Source organism: Psychrobacter sp. CLB018 (assembly GCF_041222815.1).
In the GTDB taxonomy this organism is placed as follows: Bacteria; Pseudomonadota; Gammaproteobacteria; order Pseudomonadales; family Moraxellaceae; genus Psychrobacter; species Psychrobacter faecalis.
The window spans coordinates 1,499,163-1,523,977 of record NZ_CP166085.1 but is presented as its reverse complement, the minus strand read 5'-3'; the positions used below and the strand labels follow the sequence as shown (position 1 = coordinate 1,523,977).

The following is a 24,815-nucleotide window of genomic DNA, read 5'->3' as shown; positions in this document are numbered from 1 at the left end:
AACCTCATCTAAAACTTGCTGACAGGTGGATACTCATGACAATCATGGCGTTTTTTTGTTAGAATACCGCAGTATATTGCAGCAGATTTTGCTGGCTCGCTATTAACTCCCAAAAAACTAACTCACAAACAACTCACAATGAATTTTGATGCTAAGGGCAGACGTATGATGAATATTTTGGTGATTGGCTCAGGTGGTCGCGAACACGCACTCGCATGGCAGTGTGCAAAAGACGACAAGGTACAAAACATCTACGTCGCTCCCGGTAATGCTGGCACCGCCCTTGAGCCCAAATGCCAAAACGTCACCTTAGAAGATACAGCCGATGCTGACGAACACAGTGCGGTCATCGAATTTTGCCAAAATAACGCCATTGATATGGTGATTGTCGGTCCAGAAGCGCCGTTGGTAACCGGTATCGTTGATGCTTGTCGTGCAGCCGGCATCAAAGCATGGGGGCCAACCGCTTATTGTGCGCAGCTTGAAGGCTCAAAAACCTTTGCCAAAGAATTTATGGAACAAAACAATGTTCCAACCGCAGCCTATCAAGGCTTTACGGACGCTACTGCTGCCAAAGCCTATATCGATGAGCAAGGCGCACCGATTGTGATCAAAGCCGACGGTTTGGCTGCGGGTAAAGGCGTTATCGTCGCCGAAACCATCGAGCAGGCGCACGAAGCAATTGACGATATGCTTGCGGATAATAAATTTGGCGATGCTGGTAGCCGTGTGGTTATCGAGCAATTCTTGCAAGGGGAAGAAGCCAGCTTTATTTGCATGGTAGATGGTGACAACATCTTACCGATGGCAACCAGCCAAGACCATAAACGTGCGTTTGAAGGCGATACGGGACCAAATACTGGCGGCATGGGTGCTTACTCCCCTGCGCCAGTGGTCACCCAAGACGTTCACGATAAGGTAATGGCGCAAATTATCCAACCTGTTGTTGATGCCATGAAAGCTGCCGGCCATCCTTATACCGGATTTTTATACGCTGGACTAATGATTGATGAGGCGGGCGACCCGTATGTGATTGAGTTTAACTGCCGTTTTGGCGACCCAGAAACGCAGCCGATTTTGATGCGTTTACAATCATCGATGGTTGACTTGGTAGCCCAAGGCTTAAATGGTAAATTACCAAGCGCCGCCAATTGGGATGAGCGCCCTGCTCTCGGTATTGTCGTTGCTTCAAAAGGCTATCCTGAAACCTCATCCAAAGGTGATGTGATTACTGGTATGCCAGAGTTGGATAATGATAATCAAAAGTCAGTCAAAGTTTTTCATGCTGGCACGGCTTTCTCTAATAACGATACGTTTAGTGATGATAATGATGAGAAAGAAGTGGTGACCAATGGCGGGCGCGTATTGTGCGTGACGGCATTGGCTGATAGCATTTCTGGTGCACAGCAAGCCGCATTGACCGTGACAGGCGCGATTAGCTTTGATGGCGCTCATTATCGCCGTGATATCGGTCACCAGGCGATTGCTCGCGAAAATGTTTAATATGGTTAGGCCAATTTAAAACTTATATCGTTTTTCTTATATTGTTTTTATGGCAATCCGATCTAGTGTAATGCTAGGTCGGATTTTTCGTTTGCTCATTTTTTATGAGCGTATTTTAAAAATTATCTTTGGCGGCTTAGTGTTAGAATAAGGCTATTTATTGTGGCGCTTGATTTTGAGCGCTTTAATGCTCGGTCGTAGCATGTAACATAGCAATTCATAGATTTACTTTTAATAAGCATACGTTAATTTACAAAGTAACGGTTCATGCTAAGCATGGGCATCTCAATCTACCGCCCGTTATATGATACAATTTTGTACCAGTACGTCGCATCTCCTTGTATTGTCGGTTTACGCCCGCACATCAATAGCAACCGGATGAATGATTATATTTATGGCAAATGATACCTCTAGACCCTCTAATAATAAACCGTCTAATAACAAGCAATCCATCGACAACCTGAAGACCTCAGGGTTTGAGCGTCGGATGTCTATTGCGAAAACCTCCTTAAATATCGGTCGTCGTTGGGCAGGTAATAGTGTGTCTGGTATGTTTTTGAATAAAGAAGCACGTACGGCGCGCAATCAAATTTTTATGGAAGAACAGGCGCACTATCTAGCAGAAGAGCTAGGTAAATTAAAAGGGTCGGTGGTAAAAATTGGTCAAATGCTAGCAATTTATGGCGAACATATATTACCGCCTGAAATCACGCGCGCCCTGCAAACACTCAATGACGATACCGCCACCTTAGCATGGCCAAAAATCGAGGTCACATTACGCCAATTATTGGGCGCGAAGTTAAATGAGCTAAAAGTTGATCCCGTTCCTATTGGTACCGCTTCCCTCGCCCAAGTTCATCGCGCAACGGTATTGGCAACGGGCGAGCAAGTGGTGTTAAAAATCCAATATCCCGGTGTGGCCGATGCCATCAATTCTGACTTGGCTTTATTTAAGCGTTTATTAAAAGTCAGTAATATCGTACCGCAAACACGCGCCCTCGATGCGTGGTTTGAAGAGATACGCGACCTCCTCCATCATGAAGTTGACTACGAAGCGGAAGCAGCGACCACGGAGCGTTTTTATGAGCGCTTACTGGGCGACCCACGTTATATCGTACCCAAAATCAATCGTACTTACTCAACCAAACGCTTGTTATGCATGTCTTATGAGCCAGGCATTACGGTGGTCTCGGAAGCGCTACAGTTATTGTCACATGAGCGCCGCAACGCTATCGGTCAAGCCGCTATCGAAATCATGATGCAAGAGATTTTTGTATGGGGCGAGATGCAAACGGATCCCAATTTTGGTAATTACCTCGTTCGTGTCGCTGCTGATGAAAACGAAATCGATAAGCTGGTATTGCTAGATTTTGGTGCCATTCGCCAATTCGACGATAACTTACTAACCATTGCTCACGGGCTATTACGAGCTGGCTATCATCATGACCATCAAGCAATGAAACGCGCCATGACCGGTTATGATTTTTTTGATAGCATGAGTGATAAAGTACGCTCCGATATCGCTTCATTATTTTTATTAGCGACAGAACCCTTTAGTGACCCTACTTTAAACCCTGATATTCCCAAAAATTGCTTAGATGAACAGCAGCGTTATATCTGGGCGAACAGTAAGTTGCATACTCGCCTCTCAAATAACGCCACGCAAGCGATGCAGTCTTTTGAGTTTAACCTGCCGCCTAAAGAGTTTATGTTTATCAGTAGAAAATTTATCGGTGCCTATACCTTTTTGACGGTATTAGATGCTTATACCGATTCTAATAAATTGGTGAAGCCTTTTTTGTGATATAGGAAGGTTGATATTTTTTGGACCGCCTTTTTGTGGCGGTCTTTTTATGGTTTATTTTTATTTGCTTAGGCTATTTTATGTAATTATCTTCTTGATAATACATTTTTGTTTCATACTCTTTGTCCTTAATTCTTTATTCGGTAATTTTTAGTATAATACATTTTTTTACTTAGGCTATTTTTTATGCCTTATTACTTGCTTGCCAATTGTCGAATCTGGTTTGATAACCGTCAGGCTTACGCATGTTTAGCTGCCAACAAGTTTCACCGCGCGCTAGATACTTGACTTCAAAGTGTGTACGCTGACTATCACTAGCGACTTTATGACGCGTATTCGGTAAGCACCAGACTTCATTGGCTTGCTGCTCTGCATTATCCATATACGTTTCTATATTAGTCGCCAGCACTACTTCTCCATCTACTTGCAAACGAGAAAGCAAAAACTCAAAAAAAGGCATGTTTAACCACTGTTGGTTAGGGTTATGTTGCTCAGGATTGGGATATAAGATAAAAATACGCTCGATACTGTTTGGCGCGACAGCATGAACAATCCAAGCGATGGCATCCGCATGAATCGCGCTGAGATTGCTTGATTTCTGCTGCCCGACCAATTTAGCAAAAGCATCGAACTTATTACGTGTACGCTCGATGGCTATTAGATGCTTATGAGGATGCTGCAGTGCAAAGCTAAGCGCATGCTTGCCCTTCCCTGCGCCAATCTCCAATACCAAAGGCAGCTGTCTATTCATCAATACTTCTGGAGTCATAAAATCGCGCGGTGCTGAAAGTTTTTGGGGTTGAAAGGCACGCTGCTGCTGATGCGAAAGCTCAAGATTGTCAGTCATCTACTATCCTTAAGGGATTTGTCATTTGTCATTATCCGACCGCATGCTATTATATAGTCAATCCAGCCTAATAGTAATACAACGTCCATGCTTATCGAACGACAATTATTAATGCCGCAGGGCGATTGCTTATAAAGCCAAAAAACTCACATTATTCATACTTGCTATTGATTAGAAGCGCTGTCTTAAATGACAGCATTTATTGATAGCCCATAGGATATACCTACTTTTATTATGACTGAATCTACTTCTAGCAACAGCGTCCACAATACCAACCTCTTACCCAAAACCTATCCTTGTCCAGAATGCGGCAATCAAACTGCGTGGCAAGACAATAAATATAAGCCGTTTTGCAGTCATCACTGCAAGCTTATTGACTTAGGCGCATGGGCAAGTGAAGAATATACCTTACCTGCCGAATCGACGCCGTTTTCTGATGAACTCTAATTATCTATTCACTCCCATTAAACTTTTTATCCTCTAACTCTTTATTATGCCAAGGATGTTTTACATGTCTGCTACTTACCTGATGCCCACTTATAATCGTCAACCAATCAGCTTCACCCGCGGCTCAGGAAGCTGGCTTTATACCAAAGATAAGACACCCTACTTAGATGCCTTAACGGGTATCGCAGTATGCGGCTTGGGGCATTGTCATCCACAAGTAACTGAGGCTATTCAGCAGCAAGCGGCAACCTTGGTGCATACCAGTAATTTATTTGGCATTGACTGGCAAGAGCGCGCTGGCGAAGCTCTATGTAATGCCGCGCAAATGGACAGCGTATTTTTTGCTAATAGTGGTGCTGAAGCCAATGAAGCGGCATTAAAATTGGCACGACTCTATGCGCACCAGCAAGGTTTTAAACGCCCAAAAGTCATCGTGATGGAACAGTCTTTTCATGGTCGTACCTTGCTGTCGTTATCAGCAACTGCCAATCCTAAAGCCCGTGAAGGTTTTTATACCTTGGATGAAGACTTTATTCGTGTGCCCTTTGGTGATATCGCCGCGATTGAGCAAGCGGCTCAAGACAATAATGATATCTGTGCAGTATTTGTCGAGCCTATCCAAGGCGAAGGTGGTTTGAATACCGCAGCCAATGGCTTTACGTATCTTGAGCAACTACAAGCCGTATGCGATAGTCATGATTGGTTATTTATGCTTGATGAAGTGCAAACTGGCAACGGCCGTACGGGCAAATACTTTGCGTATCAGCATAGCAACGCGCGCCCTGATGTCTTGACGACCGCCAAAGGTTTAGGCAATGGTTTTCCGGTCGGTGCTTGCATGGTGCGCGGGCGTGCCAATGGCTTGTTTGGCGCTGGTAGTCACGGCTCAACTTATGGTGGCACGCCGCTAGCCAGTCGTGTGGTACATAGCGTGTATGAAGTGCTTGCCGATGGCGGTATCATGGACAATGCCGTCACTGAAGGACAGTTCATCCGTGAAGGCGTGGTTAACGCGCTTGGACAATATGGCGTCAGCGCCCGCGGAGCTGGGATGATGATTGGTATCGCCCTTCCTCAGCAGATAGACTGTAGCAAATTAGTTGACCGTGCCCGTGATGAGCAAAAATTAATCATTAATGTCACAGGCGGTCATGTGATTCGTCTATTGCCACCGCTTAATATGAGCCGTGATGAAAGCTCACAAGTGGTTGAGCGTTTGGTTAATTTATTAAAACCTTCGTTTTAAACGGTTAATTTAATCAAAGTTTAAAACCAAAAAAAGCCTATAGATACATTATCTATAGGCCTTTTGCTTTTTAACACTTAGATTCAACATTGAAGTGCAACGCACCCGAAGCTAGATTTTACCTCAAGCGGTGTTCTAAACCCTAGCACCTTTCTTGGTCGATTATTTAAACTGTCTTCAATCGACTGAACTAAGTGCCTGCATAGGTTATCTAGACGCATCGACTTAGGTAGAAACTGACGAATTAAACCATTGGTATTCTCATTCGTTCCGCGCTCCCAAGAATGATAAGGCTGAGCGAAGTAAATATCAGCCTTTAACGCGGTTGCCATCGCTTCATGGTCAGCAAACTCTTTACCGTTGTCAAAGGTGATGCTTAACGCCTGCTCACCTTTTAACATGTCAATACAAGCTTGTGTGACAGCTTTTGCCTTACGATTGGGTAGCGCTTTGATCTTAGTCTCTCGAGTCGTTCTATCTACTAAAGTAACCAGAACACCTTGATGTCCATGACCAACCACCGTATCCCCTTCATAATCGCCCATACGACTGCGTGTCTCAATGATGCTAGGACGCTCAGTGATATCACAGCGGTTCGCTATTTTCCCGCGCCTATCATTGCCTTGCAGATACCGTCTCTTATAACGCTTTTGACATCTGAGGGTGGTGTGTAGAGCACCCCCTGCCTTTTTGTCAGTATAGATGTGTTGGTATATCGATTCATGGCTTGGGACATCTTCCCAACCCAGCATCCTCAGTCGCCCTGTTATCTGTTCAGGGGAGTAGTGCTTGCTGAGTAGATGCTCAATATAGCACCAGCCAAAGCGTCTAATCTGTGTGCTATTCTTAACTTTGCGCGCTTTTGCCAAACGATGGGCTTGTTTGGGGCGATAACCCCTTTGTCCCAGGTTTCGCCTTATCTCTCGACTCACCGTTGATTTATGACAGCCGATAATTCTAGCTATTTCACTCATGCCTTTTTTAGCTTGCAATAGTGCTGATATTTGATATCTTTGCTCTTGGGTAAGATGTGTATAGTGTTTCATAACGTTCTGATATGTAGGAGTTGAAGTTTGAAATGCAACACGGCACATCTTACTCTTCAACTCATTCTTTTAAAACGTTGCACTTCTTATTTGAATCTAGGACACTTTAAAACCATTTTAAATCAGATATTACTAAATGCTTGACTTAATTGGCATGGAAGTACTTTTTTAATACTTCTAAGCAGCGGGTAATTTTTGCTGGTTGCTGATCACGGTTTAAGGTGACGGCATATAGCACAAAACTTGGCAGCTGATAACCGGTCAACACTTCGACCAAATTGCCATTTTCAAGCTCTCTTTTGACGTCCATCTCCATGATACGAATCATGCCGTGACCTTCCTTTGCTAAAGTCATCGCCATAAAGACGTTGTTGGTGTGGATACGCGAATTCATTTTGATGCGTGTTTTCTTGCCTGTTTCGGTCTGAGTAAGCTCGACATGACTTGCGTCTTTCATAATATCGATGCAAATCAGCTGATGGTCTGCCAAATCTTTTGGCGTTTCAATCTTTTTATGCTGACGTAAATACTGCGGTGAGGCAACCAACAGTTGACGCACATCAGATAATGGGTAATTGCTCAAGGTTGAGTCGTTGATATTAGGGCTCATACGTACCGCAATATCGATACGCTCATCAATCATATCGATATAATGATTGTCGGCAAAATAAGTAATGCTAAGGTCATCGTGCGCCGACATCCAAGTCGATAGAGCGGGCAAAATATGATGAACGCCAAGCTCAGGCGTGGTTGCAATGCGTAAGCTACCCGCAAGCTCATCACGTAATTGATTGACTTTAATACGCCCTTGTTCAGCGGCACTGACCACATCTTTTGCCGCTTCATAAAAGCTGGCGCCCGCTTCTGTTAAGCTGAGCTTACGAGTTGAGCGATGCAGGAGTACTACCCCAAGCTCGTTTTCTAAAGCGCGTATCTGTTGGCTGACCGCACTGGTCGTAATACCCAATTCGCGAGCTGAACCACTAAAAGAGCCGTGTCCGACCACACTGGCAAACACAGCCATACCACGTAAATTATCTAACATATTTCCACCTAAGCTGCTTTTTAGTTTTTAATATAACTTAACCATTATAGCGGATTATAATAAATCTTACAGTTTTTTACTATAACTCTGTTAGTCATCTAAAGCTATTTAGTCATTAATAAAACGAAAAATATCAAGGCGATAAATTAATGTCGCCTTGATATTTAGAGAATTATAATAAAATATATAAAGGTTTACTGATTAAAGATTGCCAATCATAAAATTGAACATTGTTTAATATAACTGAACGCTTTAATACAACTGAACCTTACCCATTTTTCCTTCGCCGCGCTCCGTCAGATATTGCATGACGGGTGTATTAAGTAATCTGGACTCTGCCACTGTACGCGCTTCAATAAGGCGTTTTTGTTGACGACGTTCAGGCGTCTTATCATCGGCTTGCATAATACTGCCATCTATCTGCAAGCTAATGTCTGCTTGCGTAAACTGTTCTTGTAATTTTGCCGCCAGCTGCTGAAAAGTAGCTTGCAGATGCTTACTATCTACCGCCGTGACAAAGACCGCTTTAGCGTTACAGTGACCGGTCATCATCCCTTGGCGCGCTAATGCCAATTCATCGGGTGCCAAACTACCAGCTTCGCGGGCGCATTGTAACCAGTAGTCCCATTTTTCTGGCGTCCACTCGCCCGTTAATTCTTGCGGCGCACAGCGTAACAAAGTACGCGGATCATCAACTTGCGCAGTTAATTGGGAATCATTTGCGCTAGGCTCAACAACAGGTTCAGGCTCAACAACAGGTTCAGGCTCAATAACAGGCTCAGGCTCAATAACAGTTTCAGGCTCAACAACAGGCTCAGGCTTAATATTGCTGCTTAATAAATCCAATCCTTCATCATTACCGTAGCTATTATATTGGTCAAATTCAGCATCATCATAACTTGTATTGTATGGCTCGACCTCATTTTGACTTGAGGTCTGATAATCAGCATCGTAGTCTGGTAATGGCGGGATGGATTCCACTGCTGGCTCTAACTGTGGTTCTGGCTGCGATTCTGATAGCGCTTCTACTACTGCTAAGGTTTGCTCTGATAAAGACGCTGATACTGAATGCTCATTAGTATTTAAAAGTGCATTGGTGTTTGCTGCATCAGCAGTACTGGCACTTATTGATACTGTATTGAGTTCTGCCTTAGCATTATCGGCCGTGTTAGTTTCTATCGAGCCTCTAGAAACAGTTGATACAGAGCTAGATGCTCTAGGGACAGAAGATATAGTAGTATCCGGTACGTTTGCTAAAATCTCATCGACGGGTAAAGGTCGAAACGCCAATAGACGTAAAATACACATCTCAAGCGCCTGCATCGGTGTGCTAGCCAGCTTTACGCCTTCACGCGCTTGGACGACGATTTCGTAATATAGCTGTAAAACGTCAGGACTCATGTGCTGCGCAAGCTGATTAATCTGCTGCGCTTGTGCTTCGTTTACGTTAAGCGCAACCTCAGGCAGCAGTTGCGTCAATGCCAATTGATGTAACAGCTCAGCCAAGCCATCAAACATGCTAGTGGCATCGACCATTTGCGCGCGCATTTGCTCGATATGTGTGGCGACTGCTGATTTATCATGATTATAAATATCTGTAATTAAACGCACCAAGTCAGCGGCATCAATTAAGCCAAGCATGGCATTAACTGTTACATCATCGAGCGCGCCTTGTCCAAATGCAATCGCTTGATCGGTCAGCGATAACGCATCACGCACCGAGCCTTTAGCAGCACTGGCCAATTGCCAAAGCGCAGGCTGAGTATAATCCACCTGCTCTTGATTTAAGATATTGGCTAGATGCTCACTAAGCAGACTTTGCGATAAAGGACGCAACACAAACTGCAAACAGCGCGAGATAATCGTGATGGGCAGCTTTTGTGGGTCGGTGGTGGCTAGTAAGAATTTTACATGCTCAGGTGGTTCTTCCAAGGTTTTGAGCAGCGCATTAAAGCTGTGTGTCGACAGCATATGCACCTCATCAATCAGGTACACCTTGTAGCGACCTTGGCTTGGCGCATACGGCACATTGTCAAGTAGCTCGCGGGTGTCTTCAACTTTGGTACGCGAGGCCGCATCAATCTCGATTAAATCAATAAACCGTCCTTGATCAATCGCCACGCAGTTATCACAGACACCACATGGCGTGCTAGTGATACCCGTCTCACAGTTTAAACATTTAGACAAAATACGCGCAATAGTGGTCTTACCGACACCGCGCGTACCCGTAAATAAGTAAGCATGGTGCAGACGATTATAATCAATCGCATTAATCAGTGCTTGTGAGACGTGCGATTGCCCAATCAACTCGTGAAAGTTTTTTGGACGATATTTGCGCGCTAAAACTTGATATTGCTGCGTCATAATAAATGCCAATGTGAGTAATGATATAAATAAAGCTTCAAATCAGCGATTTAGCTTAAAACTAACTACCAAAGTAGATATTGAAACCAAACGTCGAAACTGGGTTCTAGCATAGCTTATGATTGCGCCCGTAACTCAGCCAATTGCTCATACAAACGCTGGGTATTGGCATCGATGAGCGAGCCTTGCTGATGAAAGGCGTCAAGATGCACCTCGGTATTTACGCTGTCTTCACAGGGTCTGACATCGACACCGATTAAAAACAGATCTTGCATGACCGGCTGCTGCATTTGCGCGTTGAGCTCAAATAATAAGTCTTGATGACCGGCACGCACTTTGTCCGCACTTAACGAGCTGCTGTCATCTTGCGCATAAAAAACCAGCAGATAATGACGCCCAAAGACATTATAAGAGTGCTCATGGCGCACGTAGCCATTCCAGCGTGAATCTTGGTCAATCGTTCTATGCGCCAATATTTTTTCTACCAAACAAGCATAGGTGTACATGGACTCATCGACCAAAATATCAACCTGCTTTTTTGGCAGCGGCGTACCGGCGTCATAACACGCTCTGACCAAGCTATTAAACAGCTTGTACCACATGCGCGTGTTCTTTTGAATCTCTGCCATCAGTGCTTGAGCAAACTCCGCCTGCTCAGGCTCTGCCGCTTTTAGCAGTCGTGGTTCAATCTCTGCTATCAAATTATGGCTGACCAGTTGTTTTTGAACCTCAATCGCCCTTTGGTGAAAATCTGGCGACTGTAAAAACTGAGCAAGTAAGGTTGATTCGTCTTGAAACGCGTCAAATCCCGCAAGCTTACGGCGATGAAAATCTAAAAATGCCGTTAAATCACTGGGCGTCACCAATTGCTTGAGTATCTCAGTGAAGTTTTGATAACTGAATACTTGCAAGACGCTTTCTTCATCGTCCAAATCAAGCACACAGTCTTCTGCAAAAAACTGACTGCCATATTCATAGCCAACCGCATATGAGGCGGTTTCTACAGGTTTGCTCTGTTGGCTATTATGATAACTATTCTGATAGCTGTTTCGATAAACGTTTTGAGCATTGTTCTTTTTAGCATTTCTCTCAGTAATCTCTGGATGCTGCACCGAAAGTGCGGTCAAACCAATAAAATAAATCGCTTTGTCTGCCGTTTGGTCAGATGCTAACTTACTTTTAGATTGGTTTTTAGAATCATTTTGATAGGCAAGCGCCTGTTCATTCTTCAGATACAATTGAGCGTGTTGCTTAATCAGTTGATTGACAACCTCTTTTCTCCACGTACGCACCTGAGTGCTATCGATATCCTGTCTATCAGTCTGTATCGTCACATCATTGACGATAAGGTAGACCACAGCATTAGAAAACTCAAAGACAAAAACATAACCCTGAAGATATTCAGGATTAGTGATTTTGTCTGGAGTTAAATCGTACAAAGATAAAAAGTTTTGCTGAATCATCTGCTGCCAAATCGACGCTGGTACTTGCTGAGTGTCCATAACATCCCTATCCATAAGGTCTCATAAAACACTTGAAACCATTCCGTTAAAAGTACAAAAAGCCTTCTTATGTTCAGTTTAGTCCCAGCGTCGATTTATGGCAAGTAAAGCAATCTAGCTTTCGAACTTGCGGCGCATATGCGGGAATAAAATCACATCGCGAATACTGGCCGAGTCGGTAAATAGCATCACCAAGCGATCGATACCGATGCCCTCGCCTGCTGTTGGCGGTAAACCATAAGACAAGGCTTCGATATATTCTTCATCAAAATGCATGGCTTCATCATCGCCTGCATCTTTTTCAGCGACTTGACCATGGAAGCGCTCCGCTTGATCGGCAGGGTCATTGAGCTCACTAAAGCCATTGGCCAACTCACGACCACCGATAAATAACTCAAAGCGATCGGTGATTTCAGGATTGTCATCGTTACGGCGTGCCAGCGGTGAGGTTTCAGCTGGGTATTCTGTGATAAAAGTCGGCTGACGTAACTGATGCTCAGCAGTTTCTTCAAAGATAATGGTCTGCAATTTACCCACGCCAAAGACGTCTTTGACTTGTTGTTTAAGCGTCGTTGAAGCATATTCTGCAAGATAATCACGGTCGTTGATACGCGATATATCGAAGTTTTCGGCATATTTAGCGATGGCATCAGACATCGACAAGCGGATAAATGGGGCTTTTAGGCTAATCGCCTCGCCTTGATAAGTCAGCTCCGTGGTGCCCAAAATATCCATTGCCAGCTCATTGAACAAGCGCTCGGTCAAATCCATCAAGTCATGATAATCGGCATACGCCTGATAAAACTCAATCATGGTAAATTCAGGATTATGACGGGTTGAGACGCCTTCATTACGGAAACTGCGGTTAATCTCGAATACTTTTTCAAAACCACCAACCACCAGACGTTTTAGATACAGCTCAGGGGCGATACGCAAGTATAGCGGCATGTCTAAAGCGTTGTGATGGGTCACAAATGGACGCGCAACCGCGCCGCCTGGAATAGGATGCATCATCGGCGTTTCAACTTCCATAAAACGCTCATTTAGCATAAATTTGCGAATACCGCTGATGACTTGACTGCGAATCACAAAGGTATCGCGCGTGGTCTCATTGGTCATCAAATCAAGATGACGATTGCGATAGCGTGCTTCGACATCGGCCAAGCCATGGAACTTATTTGGCATCGGACGTAGGGCTTTGGTCAATAGAGTCAGCGCTTCGATATGGACATATAAGTCGCCTTTGCCAGAACGACCGATATAACCAGATACCCCAACGATATCACCCAAATCTAGCGATTTGATCGTCGCTAGTGTCTCTGGGTCTAGCTGTTTGCGTGCTACATATAACTGAATACGACCGGTCATATCTTGAATCACGATAAACGCGCCGCGATTGAGCATCACGCGACCGGCTACATTTACTTGAGTTTTTTCACCATTGGCAATTTTATCTTCGATTTCTTGCTTTGAGATACCGTCAAAAGCGGTTTGTAAATCCTGAGCATAGTCCGTGCGCTTAAAGGTATTCGGATAAGGCTGCTTACCTGACGCCTTGATGTCATCCAGCTTGGTTTGCAGTTGAGCAATTAGCTCGTTCGCGTCTTCTGGGGCTTGCTCTTGATTCGGATTTTGATTGTTGTGCTTTGACATAATACTCTCAAAATTATTAGATAATTAAAGGAATAAACGAAGTAAAATTAAAATAAGACGTTCAAATAAAACTTATTTTTAATACAAAAAAATAGCAAAATCTTTCTGGGTTTAGGCTTATATCTGAGTGAACTTAGACAGTTTGTGCTTTTAATCACCGCCGCCGATACTGGCCATCAAGTCTGCTTGGTGTTCACGCAGCAGCGCATCAAGGATTTCATCCAAGTCACCTTCCATAATCGAATCAAGTTTGTATAACGTCAAATTGATTCGATGGTCGGTCATACGGCCTTGCGGGAAATTATAGGTACGGATACGCTCTGAGCGATCGCCGCTACCGACCAAATCGCGACGTATTGAGTCCGCCACATCGACTTGTGCTTGTACTTTTGCTTGCTGAATTTTGGACACCAGCATTTTCATCGCATGGGCACGGTTTTTATGCTGACTGCGTTCTTGTTGACACTCTACCACGGTACCCGTTGGAATGTGGGTCAAACGTACCGCCGAGTCGGTGGTGTTAACGTGCTGACCACCGGCGCCGCTTGAGCGAAAGGTATCCATTTTAATATCGGCAGGATTGATATCGACGCTATCATCAATCTCAACCTCTGGCATAACGGCAACCGTACAGGCTGAGGTATGAACACGACCTTGGCTCTCGGTTTCAGGCACACGCTGGACGCGGTGCGCGCCCGACTCAAACTTTAAACGACCATACACGCTATTGCCCGACACACGAGTAATGATTTCTTTATAACCACCATGCTCGCCCTCATTGGCTGATAAAATCTCTACCGTCCAGCCTTGATTTTGCGCATACTTCTGGTACATACGGAACAAATCACCCGAGAAAATCGCTGCTTCATCACCGCCTGTCCCCGCTCGAATTTCCAAGAAAGCAGGCACTTTATCATTGGGGTCTTTTGGTAACATCATGACATTAAGCGCTTCTTCCATCTCAGCAATGGTCTTACGCGCACTGTCAATCTCATCCTGCATCATCTCTTTCATTTCAGGGTCTGATGATTCCGCAAGCATCGCCTCTGCATCCGCTTGATCCGTCTCTGCCCGCACATAGTTCTGCCATAACGTCGTGATCTCCATCAAGTCGCTATGCTCAACGGACAATTCACGGAATTTATTATTATCGCTGATGACACTTGGGTCGGATAATAAGGCGGTGACCTCTTCATAACGGTCTACCATCTGGTCTAAACGCAGGCGTAAGGATTCTTTCATAAAAGGACTTTTTTAAAATGAGTAAAATAAGAGAGTGATTATAGCAAATTTTTGCGCTTAATTTAAAACCTCTCAGCAATCTTGCCATTATATTCACAAACTGTCCGATTTATGCCTAATTACACTCAAATCTGAGCTGACTTTTTCTCTTATTCTATAGCTAAAGCAAAATACGGCACAAAAAAAATAGCTAAGAATACTCTTAGCTATTTTTATGGTTAAAACAGAGCTTCTATTAACTATTAAACCTTACGAACCAGTACCGAGCCAATCGAGTAACCGGCGCCAAATGAGCAAATCACACCCAAATCACCAGAGTTTAGCTGATCCTTGTAGCGATGAAACACAATCATAGGACTTGCGGAGCTGGTATTGGCAAACTCATCAATGACACTTGGTACAATCGCTTTATCAGCTTCTTTACCGATAACGGTACGCAAGATTAAATCCAGCATATTGGCATTGGCTTGATGCAACCACATCATCTTCACATCAGACGTTGGGATGTCGTTTTCTTGCAAGTGCTCGGTGATAACTTCTGATACCTTTGGACAGACTTCACGGAAGACCTTACGGCCGTTTTGTAAAAAAAGTTTGTCAGTGACCGGCTCTTTGATATCGGGATACATCTCAGTCTGCGCTGCTAAGAACTCAGAGCGATCCATAAAGCCATATTCGTTTTTGATATTGGTCGAAAACTGAGTAAATAACTTGGCATTTAGAATCTCGTAGCCTTTTGGCGTATCAAGCTCTTCTACGATACAAGCTGTTGCAACGTCACCAAAAATAAAGTGGCTGTCACGGTTGCGCCAGTTTAGATGCGCTGAGGTAATCTCAACGTTCACAACCGCAACGCGTTTGGCAAGACCCGAAACGATAGAACCATGTGCTTGCGATAGACCAAAAGTCGCCGCACTACAAGCAACGTTCATATCATAAGCAAAGCCACCAATCATACCAATCTCATTTTGAATCTCGATAGAGACCGCAGGATAAGTACGCTGGAAGTTTGAGCACGCAAGAATAATACCGTCTAAATCATTGGCCTCAAGACCTGCATCAGCGAGCGCATCTTTTAGTGCAGCAGCGCCCATTTCTGCCATGATAGACAGCTCTTCGCCCAAATTACGATAGGCAATGACAGGTGCCATAATTTCAGGGTCTAAGATACCGTCCTTTTCCATCACATAACGTGATTTGATGCCCGATACTTTTTCAATAAAGGCCGCTGATGAGTGCTCTAGCGCCGTCACCGTTCCTGCTTCAATCGCGTCAGCATGTTTGGCATTGTAATTATCAACATACTGGTTAAATGACTCTACTAACTCTTCATTACTAATGCTATAAGGGGGGATATATAGGCCAGTGCCCGTGATACAAGTCGTCATGATACGCTTCCTTGTCTACTACGATGGTGCTTGCAATAAGCATAAAAGTGGAGAAAAACAACAGTCGTCTAATTTTCGGTGAATAACTGTAAACTTAAAATAAGTGCCTTTATTATGCCTGAATAATATAATTTTTCTAATACTTTGTTACAAATAATCCGTTTCTTAATGAGAATAAGTAAAGATTGGCTTCATTTGTCGACAGCTGCGCTATAATTGCTGTGAATTATCATCATTTGGTTGCAACTTGTTTGTTAACTCTCGCTTTACTTTTTAATTTTGGAATAGCAATGGCGGAACTCTTAAACTGGTTATTTGGGCAGTATGCTGACTACTCGACCCTATTTATTGCCTTAGAATTGATTGCGGTCATATTTGGGGTCAGTAGCGTCTTACTTGCCAGCAAAACCAATATTTTGGTTTTTCCTATTGGATTGGTCAGCACCGCTATTTTTGTCTATCTACTTTGGAAATGGCAACTGTTCGGCGATATGTTTATCAACGCCTACTACAGTATCATGAGTATTTATGGTTGGATAAATTGGACGCAAAATAAGCACAATACAGACATCAAAAAGCATCATGACCATATAAATCCAACCAGCCAGCAGCAAGATGAACACACCTATAATGCGGACGCTCACTCTGCCATTGACGTTGAACATTTAAACAAAAAAGATCTCCCTATTCTCACTGTACTGGCGGCAGCGACCGTCGCCTTTGTCGCTTTGGTCTATTATTTTAGACCTGTTATCAATAATAACTTTAGCTTTGATGGCGCGGTATTGGGCTTGCACTTATTTACCTGGGTCGATTACACCGACATGCTGACCACCGCGCTGTTTTTAATGGCAATGTGGCTGATGGCGCGGCGTAAAATCGAACACTGGCTACTTTGGATTATTGCTGATGCGATTTCCGTGCCGCTGTATTTTTATAAAGGTCTAACTTTTACCGCGCTACAGTACGTAGTCTTCACTCTCATCGCAATCTGGGCATACTATGAATGGCAACGACGCTACCGCGTACAATCTCACGCAGCATACGCCTAAATCGGTCTTTAATGTCGCGATATTAGGGGCAGAAAGCACCGGCAAGACCACGTTATGCCGCGATTTGGCTGCGCATTTTGGCAGTCCGTGGGTACCAGAATATATGCGCACTTACCTGCAAGCAAAATGGGATAACGAGCAACTGACTTGCACGTGGGATGATTTACTACCTATCGCGCAAGGTCAAATTGACTTAGAAAATAAACTTGCCAAACAAGCCGCGCAATTGCCTGATAATAACCGTTATTTATTCTGTGATACCAGTTTATTTGAGCTGATGGTGTATGCCAACTGGTATTACGGCGACTGCCCTAAAGCGCTTACTCAAGCGGCATTAACGCACCATTACGATTTGATACTCTTGACCAAAGTGGATATCCCGTGGGTCGCCGATGATTTGCGTGATAGCCCGCATCAGCGTGAAGATATCAGCGCTTACTTTGCCAGTCAGTTAACTTTGCATAATAAAGATATTCAACGCATCGGTGGCGATAGAGTGCAACGGGTGCAGCAAGTGGCTAAATGGCTAAATAGAATAGAGAAATAACCCCAAATATTAAGCAAAACCTATCGTGTCTGTAGGAATTATTTTTGAAAGCTGCCCTATTTACGATAATCGCTTTAATAGCCTTTGCCGCCAATTCTTTGCTTTGTAGAATGGCATTGGCAGACGGCGCGATTGATGCCTGGAATTTTACCGTTATCCGCTTGCTTAGCGCTGCTGCGTGCCTTGGTCTTATCATGCTGTTGCAGGCGCGTTTTTTAAAACGAAACGCTCTAAAAAGTAAGCATAGCAGTTTAAAACAGACTGGCAATACTAATACTGATAAGACCGTTTTACAAGACACAGGCGATTGGTTTAGTAGTCTTTGCTTAGTCATATATGCGCTATGTTTTTCAGTGGCTTACCAAGCGCTTGATACAGGGACGGGGGCACTTATTTTATTTGCTGCCGTGCAGCTTACGATGATTGGTTGGGGCATCTATCACAAAGAACCATTAACTCGCGTACAGTGGACAGCACTTTTGATCGCATTGATAGGTTTTATGTACTTGATGCTGCCATCAGCTAGCACACCTTCCTTGTCGGCGGCGCTTATAATGGCAATAAGCGGTAGCGCTTGGGGTATCTATAGCATACGTGGTAAAAGCTGCGTTTCGCCGCTCAGAACGACGGGCTTTAATTTTATACGAAGTCTAATTGCAGTGCCGATATTGGCATTAATCGGCATGGGTTATTTAAATGATATCAGCATAACAGGTGTCATATTGTCAGTCGCATCGGGTGCTATCGCTTCTGGTATCGGTTACAGTATCTGGTATATGGCGATGCCACTCTTAAAAACGACCCAATCAGCGGTGGTGCAACTTTGCGTACCAGTACTTGCTGCTCTACTCGGTATGATATTTTTGTCAGAGAAATTGACCTTAGATTTTATTATCGCAAGCGTAGTGATATTAGGCGCAGTGTTGGTCTTCATTTTAAACAAAGGACAAGCAAGACCTTACTGAATAGACCGTGCAGTGATAAAGCCGCCAGCTGATGTTACTCGCCAAAATACGAACCACAACACGAAATTACATTTTTTATTGTATGATACGCCCTTAACGTAACAAATAAAATTCACATTAATTTTTGAGGACTATTATGAAAAAATTATTCGCTGTTGCCCCTTTTGCCGTACTACTCGCTGCTTGTGCGACCAGCGCGCCGACCACCACAACGCCACCAGCCAATACTCAACCAGTAACTCAATCATTTACTTGTGAAGACGACGGTCAAATCACTGCTGCGTATACTGCAAACGGTGAAGCTGCCAACCTAAACGTTACTTTACCAAAAGTTGGCTTAGACAACGCTAAAGTTAGCATGAAACAAGCCGTTTCAGGTTCTGGCGCTCGCTATGTCAACGATGTGAACCCACAGACCACTTACGATTGGCACACTAAAGCAGATTACGGCATCATGACCATCAAAACAGACAAAGGTCAAGAATACCAAGTTAATTGCCAACTATAATAATCATAAATAATGACTGGTACTTAATAAACAGTGACTTAAGTAACATCTGTATTTTTACTTAAACCTATTTAAAGAAAAGAGCCAGCAGTCAAACTACTGGCTCTTTTTTGTGCCTTATTTTTTTATTTAAACTTATCTTTAATAAACCAATTTAGGCATTTATAAGCAATTAAAAGAATGACTTATCAAAAGTTTCTTTTAAGCTTTTAGGTTCGCGCCGTTTGACATTGTTTAGCTTATGACGAGTTTCTGAAGCTATTTGATAGGCTTTTAGTCGCGACTGCTGCAAATTGCCAATCGGACGGTTTTCCTCTAGGCAGCGAAACGGTGTAAAGGATAAGTTTTCCATAATCTCAAAATGACCGTCATCCGGCACATCTTGACAAGGAATTGTCAGTCTCGCTACCGTCACAAATGGCGCGTCCTTCTCTTTCCATTCGGTGGTGATCTCTTCAATCGGCTGCTTTTTAAGGTTGCGGCACAGCTGAATCTGGACGTCAAACTGATAATCATGCTCGCGCATTTCATCGATAATCAGCGGGCGAATTGCTTCCTCGCGTGCATTTACATCAAGCTCACGACGGGTGATTTTTTTAGCCGCGGCTTTGGTTGGCGTGACTCTTATCTTTGCCATATAGTCACCATGACGCACTACGCCTTGCGAATGAAAATCATAAAGCAAGGTGTTTTTTGGCTCAATGGTTATAAATCCGCCCAGTGCTTTAAAGGTTTTAAAAGACTCTTTGGTCGGTAATCTTGAGCCGTAATTGGTCAACCAATTAAAAGCCAATTGCGCTTTGCCTCTTGCGCCTTTTTCAGCGTATTCTGGCAGCTCTAAAAACAGCTTAGAGATATACGCATAATCTTCGATTCGATTACAGAAAAATACCGGATGATTGATTAAATTAAAATCAAAGTTAGGACTATCTTCTTCGCCGGGAGCGAGTTTTCCACCCGCTACGTCAAAGACCTTAATCGCTAAACCTTGCGCTAAGCCAAGCTTACGATCAGTCGAAACGCGCGAGGCTCCGTTAGAAAAACGAATGACGGCATCATGAATGCCTGCTTTGGCATACAGACCTTGCGCGTATTCAGCAGGCAAATTATCTACTATCTCAAACTTGGCTTTAAGGGCGCAGTAGCCTTTGGCATGGGCATCACGCGTATGGTAATCGACGTTACTGGCTTTATCACTTCGAGCAATATAGTTTTTGATATCGTCGGTAATGGTGCGAATATTACGCTCGTCTTCTGCGCTCAGCGCAATATATTTTGCGTCATAAGGTACATATTTAGGTTTGAATAATTTCTTTAACATTTTTTTAATCCTTTTTTATCAGTAGTTATTCTTGTAAATGAAACGGTATTTTTAAGCTTTTAAGACAATTCACTCATCCATTTTAGCGCCGATAAGCTTGGGATAAATAAATACTCACCGCCGTACAAGGTATTGAAAGTTTCGATACCGTGATAGCGCTGACGAATTGGGTCAGCAGGTACGGTAAAGGTATCAGCAGCGTCGTCTTTATCGCCATGATGGACACCAAGCATCGGATCTTTCTCTTCTCCTAAGCTCATAAAATTACCATCATTAATCCATTGCGATTGTAAAAATTCAACAGTCTCCATAGCATGAGCATTGATACCAATAAAAAATAGCCCGCGCTCTTTGCCATCGTCCTCAGTCACATCGGGCGGCAACACCTCGCCAAAACCGACGCTGCGCCTAACGATACGGTGAATACGTACGTCTGATAAAATAAAGTCTTTGCTGTCTCTTGGATTCATACGCCGTACATGGGCACCAAATGGACATTTTTTGCCATAAGGATCGTCTTTATAGCCAAAGTTATTGTTGCGGTTGGGGTCATCGCCCAGTGCTTTATCATCGTGCTCAGGAGATAAGACCACAGGCGCACCTGAGCGCCAACGTCCCCACATTTTTGCGCCCAGTAACTCCGCTTCTTCGTCACTCTGCGTATTTTCTGTTAAAAATTTATTAAAGGCGGCGACATGACTGTTATAGGCACGCAATACCATAAACGAGCCGTTTTTACCCAAAACTTCTGGCTGCGGCATTGGTGCTATCGTGCCCGCCTCGCCTTCATAACCTAATACAAACTCGCCTGCTGCAATCGCCTCACCGTCGAGACTTGGCGGCGTTTGAATGCCGCTGCCTTGAATCTCTGGATTACTGATACCATCACGATAGCCAAAGACGTTTTTGACATTATTGTCTGAACCAAAAGCATGCTGCATAAGAATTTCAATATCGCCATTGGCAGGATTATCTTCATTGATATACGACTGAATATTGTCTTGCAGCTCCTTCAGCTTTATTTGCCATTTCTCTTTACTATCAGCAATAATGGCCGCACCGACATGGATATCGCCTTTATCACCAAAAGGGGAAGCCCAGTTTTCGGGGGCATTGATATCGAAATCCCGCAGCTTTTCTGCGCGCTTCGCCATACCTGCTTTAAAGGATTCTGGAAAGCTATCCAATGACGACCGCGGCACGCCGAGCGCCTCTAAACCATCATAAGTCATGACAATAGATAGCGTCGCTTGCATGTCTTTATGCCACGCCTTACTGCCAGTCACGTCAGGTAAAACGGTTTTCAAAAGTTGGCGCCCAGCTTCTGCATTATTGATTTTCAGCGCAACGATTGTTCCATAATAAGGCGTTGGTCGATCGCGTAAAATAATGGATTGAATGTCTTCTAGCTGCATGGTGACGGTATTTGGATTAAAGACGCCGCGTGCTTTATTCGCTAAAGTCTCGATACCATCGCCGACTTCTTTTTTAATATCTGCTAACCACGATTCAAAATTGCTATCTACGATACGATTGCCAAAGTCATCCTTTAATTCATGCAGTTTGCTGGTTAAAGGATGATTATCTTTTGAAGTACTATCATTTTTATTATTATTTCCAGTGTTTTTACTCATTGTTAACCCTATTTTTATCATTGTCTGAGTTTACTTTGCCCTTACCTTTTATATCACCCAGCCCATTTAAAAATGGTGATATAAAAGGATGGCATAAATTAGTGATATCTTATTGTTTTATCACAAACTTTAAGACTGTGCTTCATCCAGCGCTTTATTAATGCCTTTAACGATGCGGTCTTGGCGGCGAATATCTTGAATAGTCAGATGCGGAACTCCTACATACCAACCAGCGGCAGTGATTTGATGATCTAAAATGAACTGTTTGACACTCGGGTCTTTAATGCCAGGCCAACCTTCAACGCTACCGAATAAAATATCCATCAGTTCAGGAATTTTAGTGGCAAAGTCGTCGATATAAGGGTCCCAATCGCCATCATAAGCCGTACAAAACAACACTCTGGTGTCATTGTCTAAAAACACAAAGCGTAAATCGTGCAGCGTGCCAACCCGCGTTGCCCCTGCCAAATTACCGCCAGCAATCTCTAAGACTTTTTTTAGCCGTTCTGCCCCGCCTTCTTTTAACGGTGCAATCACTGTTAGCTCTGAAACTTTTCCGGATTTAAGCCCTTTTTCACCGGCAGTGGTCGTCGAATGGTCATAACCATCATCTCCGCCCTCTTTTAAATTAGCTATCAAAAGCTCAGCGCGCAATTTAAAATCATCAATAGATTCGGTGATTTTGGCTTTTAAATCTTCAGAATTATCGATAATGCGCTTTTTGTTATTTTTAGCATCAGCGTTTTTAGCGTTATTGTTTTTAGTGTCATTATTCATAATATTCGCCCTTTTATTATGTTGTTATTATTTGAAAAGCACTTTGTAAAAAAGATACTCTATAAAAATAAGCTGTCATTTCGCTATCAACTTATTAGTTTTTACCATAACAGACATAAAGAGAAACTCGAAGCCCAGCAAGTTATTCACACAAAATAGAACAGAGAGCAAACGTCACTATTATTTAATTTCGAACAAAGTTTTAGTATTGATATTATTTTTATTTTGCTCAAAGAGCGCTTTATTCGTTTATAGAGTTAAACAAATGACCTTTATCTTGTTTGGATAAAAAAATTGCTTGGATACGTTATATATCCAAGCAATTGAAAGTCACGGTATTCTTATACTTGTTTATAGTTATTAGTGTATCTACTCACTCAGGTATCAAAGCCATTGTTTAATAAAATGATATCTAAACCACAGTCACGTGCAAACGCGCATCCACATTACCGCGAGTAGCATTGGAGTACGGGCATACTTGGTGAGCCGCCTCAACAAGGGTTTGCGCTTGTACTTCATCGATACCAGACACCTCAACGTACAAATCGATATCTAAGTTATAGCTGCCATCGGCCTTCATACCAATACCAACTTGGGTCGAGGTCTTTGACGCAGTGATCGGCAGTTTCATGTGCTGCGCCGTCATATTTAAGGCGCTATCAAAACAAGCGGCGTAACCCATGGCAAAAAGCTGTTCTGGATTGACACCTTCTTTATCTTGCTCTTGAAATGACACCAAATCAAAACCTAACGAACCATCATCAAGACCGGTGTGACCAGAACGACCGCCGGTTGCTGTGGCGCGAGTTTTATAAAATATTTTCATTATCTATTCCTTATGTTTTACTTACACAAAATTTGATTCAATCAATCATGAGGCTGCATCAGTCTCAATAAGGCTAGTATAAGACTCAGCGCGACAATCTGTTAGAACACAGCTCCAAACCTCTTGCCCAATCCTACAAAACTCTATAGTATCGAGTAATTGTATAAAATAAGAAAAGCTAATGAATCAATCAACCATTGAGCAACTCCTATCGTTATTACCTAGAAACAAAACCATTGAATCCGCCGTTTCAGGTTTGTTTTTTTACTGTGCTGATAAACCCAGTAAAGCCGTCAGCTATATTCAAGAACCTAGTATCTGCATCGTTTTACAAGGTGCGCGCGAGATTTACTTAGGTGCCGACTGTCAAAGGTTTGACAAAAGTAATCTCATGTTTTGCCCCGTTAATATCCCTTTAAGCATGCATATAAGGCATGCGACGGTAGAGCGTCCGGTTATCGTGCTGTCTATGAAATTAAACCTTGTCATGATTGGTGAGGTTTTAGCAAAAATACCGCCGAAACCGCCTAATACTGAAAGACATTTAGGAATAAAGTGGCAATTGGACAGTACCATCATGGCGGCGTTTGAGCGCCTAATACACTTGCTTGATTATCCAAATGATATTGGTTTTCTTGCTCCATTAATTCAGCAGGAGATTTACTATCGCCTGCTTATAGCAGAGCAAGGCAATAAATTGCGCCAACTGGTGGTCAATGGCAGCCATACGCACCGTATTAGCAAAGCTACCGATTGGATAAAGACGCATTTAAATGAGGCAATAGTTATCGAAGAATTGGCCAGTCGCTGCGGGATGAGTGTCTCAGGGTTTCATCATCATTTTAAGGAAATTACTCAGTTAAGCCCGCTTCAATACCAAAAAAGCCTGCGTTTGATGGAAGCAAGACGACTGATCCAAGCAAATGACACTCAAATCGCCCAAATCGCTATGCAAGTCGGTTATGAAAGCCCGAGCCAATTTAGCCGAGAATATAAACGCTTATTTGGCATCAGCCCGAGTGCTGAATTACATGTCTAGAATTAAGCAGTCAAAATCAAAGAATATAAGTATTATCAAAACTGACAATCACGTTCATA

The 24,815-nt window shown here is 43.3% G+C and carries 21 protein-coding genes; 9 read left to right on the top strand and 12 right to left on the bottom strand.

Annotation, left to right across the window (positions count from 1 at the left end):
- The first annotated feature begins 168 nt into the window (after positions 1 to 168).
- Both purD and AB8P72_RS06475 read left to right on the top strand, forming a co-directional pair.
- Positions 169 to 1,503 (top strand): phosphoribosylamine--glycine ligase, encoded by a 1,335-nt coding sequence (gene purD / locus AB8P72_RS06480; RefSeq protein WP_198327863.1) that lies wholly within the window; start codon positions 169 to 171, stop codon positions 1,501 to 1,503.
- 394 nt (positions 1,504 to 1,897) lie between these two features.
- Positions 1,898 to 3,307, top strand: coding sequence for an AarF/ABC1/UbiB kinase family protein (locus AB8P72_RS06475; RefSeq protein ID WP_198327806.1), 1,410 nt, complete (start codon positions 1,898 to 1,900; stop codon positions 3,305 to 3,307).
- 184 nt (positions 3,308 to 3,491) lie between these two features.
- On the opposite strand, the gene AB8P72_RS06470 is transcribed toward AB8P72_RS06475, so the two are convergent.
- Complete coding sequence (locus AB8P72_RS06470) at positions 3,492 to 4,154, bottom strand: SAM-dependent methyltransferase (RefSeq protein ID WP_369958244.1); 663 nt, start codon at positions 4,152 to 4,154, stop codon at positions 3,492 to 3,494.
- 234 nt (positions 4,155 to 4,388) lie between these two features.
- Here AB8P72_RS06470 and AB8P72_RS06465 point away from each other — a divergent pair, with 234 nt between their 5' ends.
- Positions 4,389 to 4,601 carry a DNA gyrase inhibitor YacG gene (locus AB8P72_RS06465; RefSeq protein ID WP_305935276.1) on the top strand — a complete coding sequence of 71 codons (213 nt, stop codon included), beginning with the start codon at positions 4,389 to 4,391 and terminating at the stop codon, positions 4,599 to 4,601.
- Between the two features lie 64 nt (positions 4,602 to 4,665).
- Complete coding sequence (locus tag AB8P72_RS06460) at positions 4,666 to 5,847, top strand: aspartate aminotransferase family protein (protein WP_369958243.1); 1,182 nt, start codon at positions 4,666 to 4,668, stop codon at positions 5,845 to 5,847.
- A gap of 83 nt (positions 5,848 to 5,930) precedes the next feature.
- On the opposite strand, the gene AB8P72_RS06455 is transcribed toward AB8P72_RS06460, so the two are convergent.
- From AB8P72_RS06455 to AB8P72_RS06425, 7 genes are all read right to left on the bottom strand, one after another.
- On the bottom strand, positions 5,931 to 6,893 hold the full coding sequence (locus AB8P72_RS06455) for an IS30 family transposase (RefSeq protein ID WP_369957771.1): 963 nt from the start codon (positions 6,891 to 6,893) through the stop codon (positions 5,931 to 5,933).
- Between the two features lie 145 nt (positions 6,894 to 7,038).
- Positions 7,039 to 7,938 (bottom strand): LysR family transcriptional regulator, encoded by a 900-nt coding sequence (locus AB8P72_RS06450; protein WP_305935279.1) that lies wholly within the window; start codon positions 7,936 to 7,938, stop codon positions 7,039 to 7,041.
- A gap of 252 nt (positions 7,939 to 8,190) precedes the next feature.
- The gene (gene dnaX / locus AB8P72_RS06445) at positions 8,191 to 10,302 is read right to left on the bottom strand and encodes a DNA polymerase III subunit gamma/tau (protein WP_369958242.1); all 2,112 of its coding nucleotides are present in this window, start codon (positions 10,300 to 10,302) and stop codon (positions 8,191 to 8,193) included.
- A 116-nt stretch (positions 10,303 to 10,418) separates the two neighbouring features.
- Positions 10,419 to 11,804, bottom strand: coding sequence for a hypothetical protein (locus AB8P72_RS06440; RefSeq protein ID WP_305935281.1), 1,386 nt, complete (start codon positions 11,802 to 11,804; stop codon positions 10,419 to 10,421).
- Between the two features lie 114 nt (positions 11,805 to 11,918).
- A complete protein-coding gene (lysS, locus tag AB8P72_RS06435; RefSeq protein ID WP_193032012.1) occupies positions 11,919 to 13,457 on the bottom strand; it encodes a lysine--tRNA ligase in 1,539 nt (512 codons plus the stop codon).
- Between the two features lie 150 nt (positions 13,458 to 13,607).
- Complete coding sequence (prfA, locus tag AB8P72_RS06430; protein ID WP_068405319.1) at positions 13,608 to 14,699, bottom strand: peptide chain release factor 1; 1,092 nt, start codon at positions 14,697 to 14,699, stop codon at positions 13,608 to 13,610.
- Between the two features lie 242 nt (positions 14,700 to 14,941).
- On the bottom strand, positions 14,942 to 16,087 hold the full coding sequence (locus tag AB8P72_RS06425) for a beta-ketoacyl-ACP synthase III (RefSeq protein WP_201542760.1): 1,146 nt from the start codon (positions 16,085 to 16,087) through the stop codon (positions 14,942 to 14,944).
- Between the two features lie 290 nt (positions 16,088 to 16,377).
- On the opposite strand from AB8P72_RS06425, the gene pnuC reads away from it, so the two are divergent.
- The 4 genes from pnuC (at position 16,378) to AB8P72_RS06405 (ending at position 19,159) form a co-directional block, all read left to right on the top strand.
- Positions 16,378 to 17,139, top strand: a complete 762-nt coding sequence (pnuC, locus tag AB8P72_RS06420) for a nicotinamide riboside transporter PnuC (RefSeq protein WP_305935282.1) — start codon at positions 16,378 to 16,380, stop codon at positions 17,137 to 17,139.
- A complete protein-coding gene (locus AB8P72_RS06415; protein ID WP_369958241.1) occupies positions 17,090 to 17,686 on the top strand; it encodes an AAA family ATPase in 597 nt (198 codons plus the stop codon). The genes pnuC and AB8P72_RS06415 overlap by 50 nt, the downstream gene beginning before the upstream one ends.
- A 44-nt stretch (positions 17,687 to 17,730) precedes the next feature.
- Positions 17,731 to 18,651 carry a DMT family transporter gene (locus tag AB8P72_RS06410; protein ID WP_306495827.1) on the top strand — a complete coding sequence of 307 codons (921 nt, stop codon included), beginning with the start codon at positions 17,731 to 17,733 and terminating at the stop codon, positions 18,649 to 18,651.
- A 136-nt stretch (positions 18,652 to 18,787) separates the two neighbouring features.
- Complete coding sequence (locus AB8P72_RS06405) at positions 18,788 to 19,159, top strand: MliC family protein (RefSeq protein WP_068405303.1); 372 nt, start codon at positions 18,788 to 18,790, stop codon at positions 19,157 to 19,159.
- 172 nt (positions 19,160 to 19,331) lie between these two features.
- On the opposite strand, the gene AB8P72_RS06400 is transcribed toward AB8P72_RS06405, so the two are convergent.
- The 4 genes from AB8P72_RS06400 to AB8P72_RS06385 form a co-directional block, all read right to left on the bottom strand.
- A complete protein-coding gene (locus AB8P72_RS06400) occupies positions 19,332 to 20,480 on the bottom strand; it encodes a catalase family protein (protein ID WP_191689900.1) in 1,149 nt (382 codons plus the stop codon).
- 59 nt (positions 20,481 to 20,539) lie between these two features.
- Complete coding sequence (locus tag AB8P72_RS06395) at positions 20,540 to 22,114, bottom strand: Dyp-type peroxidase (protein ID WP_369958240.1); 1,575 nt, start codon at positions 22,112 to 22,114, stop codon at positions 20,540 to 20,542.
- 129 nt (positions 22,115 to 22,243) lie between these two features.
- Positions 22,244 to 22,891 carry a hypothetical protein gene (locus AB8P72_RS06390; RefSeq protein ID WP_225211551.1) on the bottom strand — a complete coding sequence of 216 codons (648 nt, stop codon included), beginning with the start codon at positions 22,889 to 22,891 and terminating at the stop codon, positions 22,244 to 22,246.
- Between the two features lie 412 nt (positions 22,892 to 23,303).
- The gene (locus AB8P72_RS06385) at positions 23,304 to 23,717 is read right to left on the bottom strand and encodes an organic hydroperoxide resistance protein (protein ID WP_191689904.1); all 414 of its coding nucleotides are present in this window, start codon (positions 23,715 to 23,717) and stop codon (positions 23,304 to 23,306) included.
- 181 nt (positions 23,718 to 23,898) lie between these two features.
- Between AB8P72_RS06385 and AB8P72_RS06380 the strand changes: the two genes are divergently transcribed.
- Positions 23,899 to 24,756 (top strand): AraC family transcriptional regulator, encoded by an 858-nt coding sequence (locus AB8P72_RS06380; RefSeq protein ID WP_144296208.1) that lies wholly within the window; start codon positions 23,899 to 23,901, stop codon positions 24,754 to 24,756.
- Positions 24,757 to 24,815: the final 59 nt, after the last annotated feature.